General features: G+C 67.0%; 1 protein-coding gene. It reads left to right on the top strand.

Going from position 1 to position 1,351, the window contains the following annotated elements:
- The first annotated feature begins 83 nt into the window (after positions 1-83).
- Positions 84-1,172, top strand: coding sequence for an IS110 family RNA-guided transposase (locus NKJ20_RS33990; protein ID WP_352475114.1), 1,089 nt, complete (start codon positions 84-86; stop codon positions 1,170-1,172).
- Positions 1,173-1,351: the final 179 nt, after the last annotated feature.

Genomic DNA, 1,351 nt, shown 5'->3' with positions numbered 1-1,351 from the left:
ACGGCATGATGGGGTGGACGGCGCCCGACGGCATCGGATGTGCCAGAATGAGTTCGTTGAGATCTCAAACAAGGGAGCCGTCCGTGGAACACCTTATCCGTATTGGCATGGATACGTCCAAGAGTGTTTTTCAGCTGCATGGTGTCGACGCTGCGGAGCGTTCGGTGCTGGTGCGTAAATTGCAACGGCGGGCGGTAGTCCCGTTCTTCGCCAAGCTTGCGCCGGTGAGGATCGGGCTGGAGGCGTGCGGTGGCTCGCATTACTGGGCGCGCACGCTGTCGGGGCTGGGTCATGAGGTGGTGCTGATCGCGGCGCAGCACGTGAAGCCGTATGTGCGGCGCGGCAAGCATGACGCGGCTGACGCCGAGGCGATCTGCGAGGCGATGAGCCGGCCCAGGACACGCTTTGTTGGGATCAAGAGCGGCGAGCAGCAAGCGGCGCAGATGCTGTTTGGGGTGCGCGAGCAGCTGGTGCGGCGGCGCACGCAGCTTTCCAACACGATCCGCGGCTACGCAGCCGAATTCGGCCTGGTGGCCGCACAAGGCCTTGCCCGCATCGAGCCACTGCTGGCCCGCATTGCCGGCGACGCGACGGTGCCGGCGCTGGCAAAGGAACTGCTTGAGACGCTCGGCGAGGAATACCGCGCGGTGTGCGCGCGATACGCGGCAATCGACAAGAAGCTGTTGGCCCATCACCGCAAGGACGAGACTGGACAGCGGCTGGCTGCGATGCCCGGCGTCGGGCCGGTCGTGGCGAGCCTGCTCGGCGTCAAGGTCACTGATGCGACAGCGTTCGGTTCGGGACGCGACTTCGCGGCGTGGCTGGGGCTGACGCCGAAGAACCATTCGACCGCCGGCAAGAACCGGCTGGGGGTGATCACGCGGGCCGGCGACGAGATGCTGCGGCAGGCGCTGGTGGTGGGCGCGACGGCCCACATCCAGCAGGTGCGTCGCGGCCGCGCCAAGGCCTCGCCGTGGCTGGCGGCGTTGATTGCGCGCAAGCCGCCGAAGCTGGCGGCTGTGGCGCTCGCCAACAAGACCGCCCGCATGGCCTGGAAGATGATGATCACCGGCGAGCCGTACCGTTGCGGCCTGGCGGGCAGCCTGACGCCTCCTCGCCGCCCTCAAGGCCGCTTCGCGCCGCCTACGGCGGTGGCCTGCGGCCAGCCCTGACCGCGGCTCAGCACGGCGCTGACATGCCCGGATAGGCCACAACGGAGGAACACCGAACACAAGCTCTTGCAACGGAAGGAAGATGGCGTGATCGATCGATCCGTGACGCGCGAAACTCCGAGGGATCCATTGGCCAACGAAACCGCTGGCATGATTGGAACGGGCGTCGCGAACCCCAC

The organism is Mesorhizobium sp. M0185 (assembly GCF_040322175.1).
GTDB lineage: Bacteria > Pseudomonadota > Alphaproteobacteria > Rhizobiales > Rhizobiaceae > Mesorhizobium.
The sequence above is the reverse complement of the archived record's forward strand: the minus strand, read 5'-3'. Positions and strand labels throughout refer to the sequence as shown.